Below are 6,129 nucleotides of genomic sequence, written 5' to 3' on the forward strand. Positions count from 1 at the left end.
CCGGTGTTTTATGCGGACAACACCATGATGTTGTTGGCAGATGCGAAGAAGATGGTGGAGAATATCGTCAAGGCGCTCAACGGCGGCGGGCATTGATCGCAGCCGGTCGCGCAAATAGCCCCGCTATTTGCCGACTCCGGCAAGATCGGACGGCGATCGAAAAGGGCGGCCCGCAGGCTGCCCTTTTTGACTCGTCCGACGGCGTGGCTCTGCCACGCACTTGCTTTGCTTCCCTGGCCCCTGAAGCGGACTCGGCGGCTTGGCCGCCGGCCGCGCGGGCAGGGGCTTACTCAGAGGATAGGTTGTGGCTCGACGAGCTCGACATCGGCAGGTTTGTTCTTGCGGCACACCCCACCCCCAGCCCCTCCCCTGAAGGGGAGGGGAGCCGTGTGTTCACGCCGCCGGCTTTTCACTCCACAGTGCCGGGAACAGCCGCTTGAAGCCCTCCACCTTGGGAATATCGTTCCACACGATATAGGGCTGGGTCGGGTGGGCGCGCAGGTAATTCTGGTGATAGCCCTCGCCTGCATAGAAGGGCTTGGCGCCTTCGAACGTCGTGACGATCTTCGGCCTCCAGGTGCCGGCCTTCTCCAGCTGCGCCACATAGGCCTTCGCAATCCGGTCCTGCTCCGCGCCGCTCGTGAACAGCGCGCTGCGATACTGGCTGCCGCTGTCCGGGCCCTGGCGGTTCAACTGTGTCGGATCATGCGCGACCGAAAAGAAGATGCGCAGCAGAGTCCCGTAACTCACGACCGCTGGATCGTAGGTGATCTCCACCGCCTCGGCATGGCCGGTGAGGCCGCTGCCAGTGACTTCATAGATGGCCGTGGCCCTGGCGCCGCCGGCATAGCCCGACACGACGGAGCGAACACCCTTCACCCGCTCGAACACGGCTTCCACGCCCCAGAAACAGCCGCCGGCAAATACGGCCCGTTGCAACGGTGCCTTGGCCAGCGGTGCATCAACGGCCGGAGCCGGGGCGAGCACCATGCGCTCGGCGGCAACAGCTGCGCCGCAGGCGGACAGGGAGAGGGTGGCCGCAACCAAAGCTGCGGCGGGAAATTTGGTCTTCATGGGGTCAGGCTGCCTTGGCGGGGAGGAATTTTAGCGACAGGCCGTTGATGCAATACCGCAAGCCGGTCGGTTTCGGGCCATCGTCAAACACATGGCCCTGGTGGCCGCCGCAGCGGCTGCAATGCACTTCGGTGCGCACCATGAAATAGCTCTTGTCCACGGTGCTGCCGATGGCGGCCTTGGTGATCGGCTGCCAGTAACTGGGCCAGCCGGTGCCGCTGTCAAACTTGTGCGCCGAACTGAACAGCGGCAGGTCGCAGCCGCGGCAGACAAAGGTGCCGGTGCGCTTTTCGTTGTTGAGCGGCGAAGTGAAGGGCCGTTCCGTGGCTTCTTCGCGCAGCACGACAAAAGCATCCTTGCCCAGCCGGCGCCGCCATTCGTCGGGCGTGAAGCTGACGGCAAAGGCCTTGACTGCGGCGAGCGCCGGGGTGAAGGCCCCTCCGAAAAAGGGCGATGCGGCCAGCAGGCCGAGCAGGGTGCGTCTTGTGGTCATGCCACCATATACGCAGCCGCGACCAGAAAAGTTACGCTCAGCGTTGCCGCAGCCAGGCATTCCCCTGCGTTTTGGCCAGATCGACCAGATCTTCCATCGCCACCTGCATGTCGATCAGGTGCAGGCCCCATGCCGGCACCACTTGGCCGCCTGCCACCACATCACCGTTGATCGTATCAGTGCGCGGATCGGCCGGATCGGCGTTGATGCCGATGGACAGGATATTGGCATTCTCGCGGGTCATGCACTCACCGGTCATCAAGCCGGGAAGGGCGACGAACGGTGTGTAGATGTTGCGGCCCTTTGCCCATTTCGGCACGGCTGAACCCATGTCCACCACACCCGTGCGATTGACCATCAGCGGTCGCAACGTGGTGCGGCCGCCGGCAAGAGCGGCCGGATTGGTGCAAGCGACCGCCATGCCTGCTGCCAGGGTGGCGGGCGGGCGGCCAAACAGGCTGCCTTCCGGCACCGGCATTGTATCACGGAACGTCACCCAGGTCGCGACGCAGCCGATCTGGTTGGCAGCCCGGCACAGCGGCATCGTCTTGAAATCACCGCCAATATCCTTGCCTTGCGGCACCAGAATGTTGGTGCCGGCCAGATAAGCGGCGATGATCTGCTTGGCGACGGGCTTGCCTTCGATTTCTTCCTGGATCAGCGCTTTCAGCACGCCGCTGCCCTGGCTGTGGCCAATCAGGACGATGCCGCGGCCCTTGTTGTCGTGCTTCAGATAATCGGCGAACGCGGCCGAGACATCCTTGTAGGCCATGATGCGGTCGGCCGTGGTCGGCTTGCCCAGCATGCGATCACGCAGCGCGGCCAGCGTCACCTGGCGATACATCGGCGCATAAACGCGGCAGGCCTGGCGGAACGGCGCCGCCTGGAGTGTTGCCACGTTGGTTTCGGCCGGATCGATTGTCATGTCGCTGTTGGGCGTCGGATCGGTGGAAACCGTCGGATAGACGTAAAAACAGTCGATCTTGGGCTTCTTGGCCGCTGGCAGCATGTCGAGCGAGACATTCGCATCGGCAGCCACGCGCGACGTGCTGATATCGCCGCTGCACGCGTCCTTCACGTTTGGCAGGCACAGCCAGCTTGCCGGATTGCGATAATCCGGCGCGGCATAGGCCGCTGGCTGGGCCAGAGCCGGCGCTGCAAGCAGCGCCAGGAGCGGCAGCAGCGCCTTCATTTCCAGCCGTCCTTCAGCACCGGCGACACCTCTTCGCCCATCTTTTCGAGCACTTCGACGATGCGCGCGCGGCTGACATCATTTTCCGCCCAGAACATCGGGCCGCCGCGATAGACCGGCCAGCCATAGCCGTTGATCCAGACGATATCGATGTCGCTGGCGCGCTGGGCCTTGCCTTCGGCAAGGATGCGGGCGCCTTCGTTCACCATCGGGAACAGGCAGCGTTCCAGGATTTCAGAATCGTCGATGGTGCGGCGGTTGATGCCCTTTTCCACGGCATAGGCATCGATAATGGCGAGTGCTTCGGGGTTGGGCGTGCGGTTGCGGTTTTCATCGTAAACATAGAAGCCCTTGCCGTTCTTCTGGCCGCGCAGGCCGGCTTCGCACAGGCGGTCGCGCACGCTTTCGCCCTTCGATGTTTCGGCGCTCCAGCCGATATCCAGCCCGGCCAGATCGCTCATCTGGAACGGGCCCATGGGGAAACCGAAATCGGTGAGCACCCGGTCGATATCAGCCGGCCCTGCACCTTCCAGCATCAACAGATTGGCCTGTTGCTGGCGGCGGCTGAGCATGCGGTTGCCAATGAAGCCGTGGCACACGCCGGCCACAACGGCGATCTTGCCGGTGGCCTTGCCGATGGCCATGGCGGTGGCCAGCACCTGCGGATCGGTCTTGGCGCCGCGCACCACTTCCAGCAGGCGCATGACGTTGGCCGGGGAGAAATAATGCATCCCCACCACCGATTCAGGGCGCGAGGTGGCCGAGGCAATTTCGTCGACATCCAGATAGCTGGTGTTGCTGGCCAGGATCGCGCCCGGCTTGGCAATGGTGTCGAGCTTGCCGAAAATGTCTTTCTTCACGGCCATATTTTCAAACACGGCTTCGATGATCATGTCGCAATCGGCGAGATCGGCCATGTTCAGCGTCGGCGTCAGGCGGCCCATGCGGGCTTCGACTTCGTCCATGCTGAACCGGCCCTTTTTGGCGCTGTTCTCGTAATTCTTGCGGATCACGCCAACGCCGCGATCCAGCGCTTCCTGCTTCATTTCGACGATGGTGACGGGGATGCCGAAACTGAGGAAGTTCATCGAAATGCCGCCGCCCATGGTGCCGGCACCGATTACGCCGACCTTTTTCACGGGGAGCGGCTGCATGTCGGCGGGCAGGCCATCGATCTTGGCGGCAGCGCGTTCGGCAAAGAACACATGGCGCTGGGCGGCGGATTGCAGCCCGGTCATCAGCTTCATGAATTCGCTGCGTTCAACCTTCAGGCCGTCGTCGAAGGGCAGGGACACCGCTGCTTCGATGCACTTGATGTTGGCTTCCGGCGCCTCGAAACCCTTGAACGCCTTGGCATTGGCCTTGCGGAATTCGGCAAAGAACGGCGCCAGGCTGGCCGCGTCGCCGCCGAGCTTGCTGTTGTCGTCACGCACTTTCTTCAGCGGGCGGCCTTCGGCCAGCACCTTTCGCGCAAAGGCGATGGCACCGGCGGTCAGGTCGCCGTCCACCACTTCATCGACCAGCCCGGTGGCCAGCGCATCCTTGGCGCCCATCTGCGTGCCGCTGGTCATCATTTCGGTCGCCTTAATCGCGCCCACGATGCGCGGCAGACGTTGCGTGCCACCAGCACCGGGCAGCAGGCCCAGCTTCACTTCGGGCAGGCCGAATTTGGCCTTGGCATCGCTCACCCGGTAATGCGCGCACAGCGCCACTTCCAGGCCGCCGCCCAGCGCCGTGCCGTGGATGGCGGCGATCACCGGCACCGGTGAACTTTCCATCGCATCCTGCACAGCCGGCAACGACGCGCCGCGCGGTGGCTTGCCGAATTCGGAAATGTCGGCCCCGGCAATGAAGGTGCGCCCGGCGCAGACCAGCACGGCGGCTTTCACCGCAGAATCGGCGGCGATGGCAGCAAAAGCACCGGCCAGGCCGTCGCGCACGTCGGCCGACAAAGCGTTGACCGGCGGCGAATTGACCGTGACGACGGCGATATCGCCATCCTTTGCGAGATCGACGACGTTGTTGATGGCGGCCATGGCTGTTTTCTCCCCGATTATTGCGTTGCTGTGGATTGCTAGCATCACTTCAGCGCAATTGCAGCCTTGTGGATAGGCCAGTGTTTGCGTAGTTTCCTTGGGAATGGCGATCAAACTGACCTTGCAACAGCTGATGACGCGCGCCGCGCTGCCGGCGCTGTGCGTGGCTCTTGCCAGTTATTTCGCCTTCCACGCCGTTTCTGGCCCTACGGGCTATGTCGCCTGGCGCGAATACAAGGTGCAGCGTTCAAAACTGCAACACGCGGTGCAGACCAGCGAGGAACAGCAGGCCGCGCTGCAGCGCAGGCTCGTGCTGCTTGATCCGCGTCATGTCGATCCCGATCTGGCCGATGAACTGGTGCGCCGCAATCTCGATCTGGTAAAGCCGGACGAGGTGATCGTGCCGCTGCAGCCGGCGCCTTCGGCCGGCATCTGAACGCCGCCGCAGCCGGCAGCGGCTGCCGGCTGATTTCCTGAATTGCCTTGCGAATAACCTGTTTGGCACTTTGCGCTGGATAGGGGCTTTTCGGAGGGGGTGCGGCATTTTATACCGAGCGGGTACCGCCAGTGAAAGGTGATCAACTTGGCACGCAGCCCCGCCCGTAACAGTGCCCGCAAGGCCGCATCCACCCCGCCGCAATCCAACTGGCCGCGGCCTGATGAACCGGAACGGTTCGTCGCTTCACGTGATCAGCTGCTGGAAATGTACCGCCAGATGGTGCTGATCCGCCGCTTTGAAGAACGCGCCGGCCAGTTGTATGGCATGGGCCAGATTGGCGGTTTCTGCCACCTCTACATCGGCCAGGAAGCCGTGGTGGTGGGTCTGCAGGCCGAACTGATCAAGGGTGATTCCATCATCACCGGCTATCGTGATCATGGCCACATGCTGGCCTGCGGCATCAGTTCCAAGGCGGTGATGGCAGAATTGACCGGTCGTGCGGCCGGGATCAGCGGCGGCAAGGGCGGTTCGATGCACATGTTCAGTGTTGAACATGGGTTCTTTGGCGGCCACGGTATCGTGGCGGCGCAGGTGCCGTTGGGCGCTGGCCTGGGGTTTGCCCACAAATACAAGGGCGATGGCCATATTGCTGTGACCTATTTCGGCGACGGGGCCGCCAACCAGGGCCAGGTCTATGAAAGCTTCAACATGGCCGAGCTGTGGAAGCTGCCGGTGATCTTTGTCATCGAAAACAACCAGTATGCCATGGGCACCTCGGTCAACCGCGCCAGTTCGGAAGACCAATTGTATCGGCGCGGCGAAAGCTTCCGGGTGCCGGGCCTGCAGGTTGACGGCATGGATGTGCTGGCCGTGCGCGGCGCTGCCAAACAGGCGG

The 6,129-nt window shown here is 63.1% G+C and carries 6 protein-coding genes; 2 read left to right on the forward strand and 4 right to left on the reverse strand.

Annotated features, from left to right (window positions below; translation table 11 throughout):
• Nucleotides 1–393 precede the first annotated feature (393 nt).
• From msrA to RMO81_RS15475, 4 genes are read right to left on the reverse strand one after another with little or no spacing between them, the layout of a single operon-like run.
• A complete protein-coding gene (msrA, locus tag RMO81_RS15460; RefSeq protein ID WP_310476835.1) occupies nt 394–1,074 on the reverse strand; it encodes a peptide-methionine (S)-S-oxide reductase MsrA in 681 nt (226 codons plus the stop codon).
• Nucleotides 1,075–1,078: 4 nt separating this feature from the next.
• Nucleotides 1,079–1,567, reverse strand: coding sequence for a peptide-methionine (R)-S-oxide reductase MsrB (gene msrB, locus RMO81_RS15465; RefSeq protein WP_310476836.1), 489 nt, complete (start codon nt 1,565–1,567; stop codon nt 1,079–1,081).
• A 37-nt stretch (nt 1,568–1,604) separates the two neighbouring features.
• Nucleotides 1,605–2,759 carry a DUF3089 domain-containing protein gene (locus tag RMO81_RS15470; protein ID WP_310476837.1) on the reverse strand — a complete coding sequence of 385 codons (1,155 nt, stop codon included), beginning with the start codon at nt 2,757–2,759 and terminating at the stop codon, nt 1,605–1,607.
• Entirely contained in the window at nt 2,756–4,795 is a 2,040-nt protein-coding gene (locus tag RMO81_RS15475) for a 3-hydroxyacyl-CoA dehydrogenase NAD-binding domain-containing protein (protein WP_310476838.1), read from the reverse strand. Before RMO81_RS15475 ends, RMO81_RS15470 begins: the two co-directional genes overlap by 4 nt.
• 103 nt (nt 4,796–4,898) lie before the next feature.
• On the opposite strand from RMO81_RS15475, the gene RMO81_RS15480 reads away from it, so the two are divergent.
• A complete protein-coding gene (locus tag RMO81_RS15480) occupies nt 4,899–5,231 on the forward strand; it encodes a septum formation initiator family protein (RefSeq protein ID WP_310476839.1) in 333 nt (110 codons plus the stop codon).
• Between the two features lie 147 nt (nt 5,232–5,378).
• The coding region (locus tag RMO81_RS15485) for a thiamine pyrophosphate-dependent enzyme (RefSeq protein ID WP_310476840.1) at nt 5,379–6,129 on the forward strand (751 nt) is incomplete at its 3' end.

It is taken from the genome of Sandarakinorhabdus sp. (assembly GCF_031422795.1).
Lineage (GTDB): Bacteria > Pseudomonadota > Alphaproteobacteria > Sphingomonadales > Sphingomonadaceae > Sandarakinorhabdus.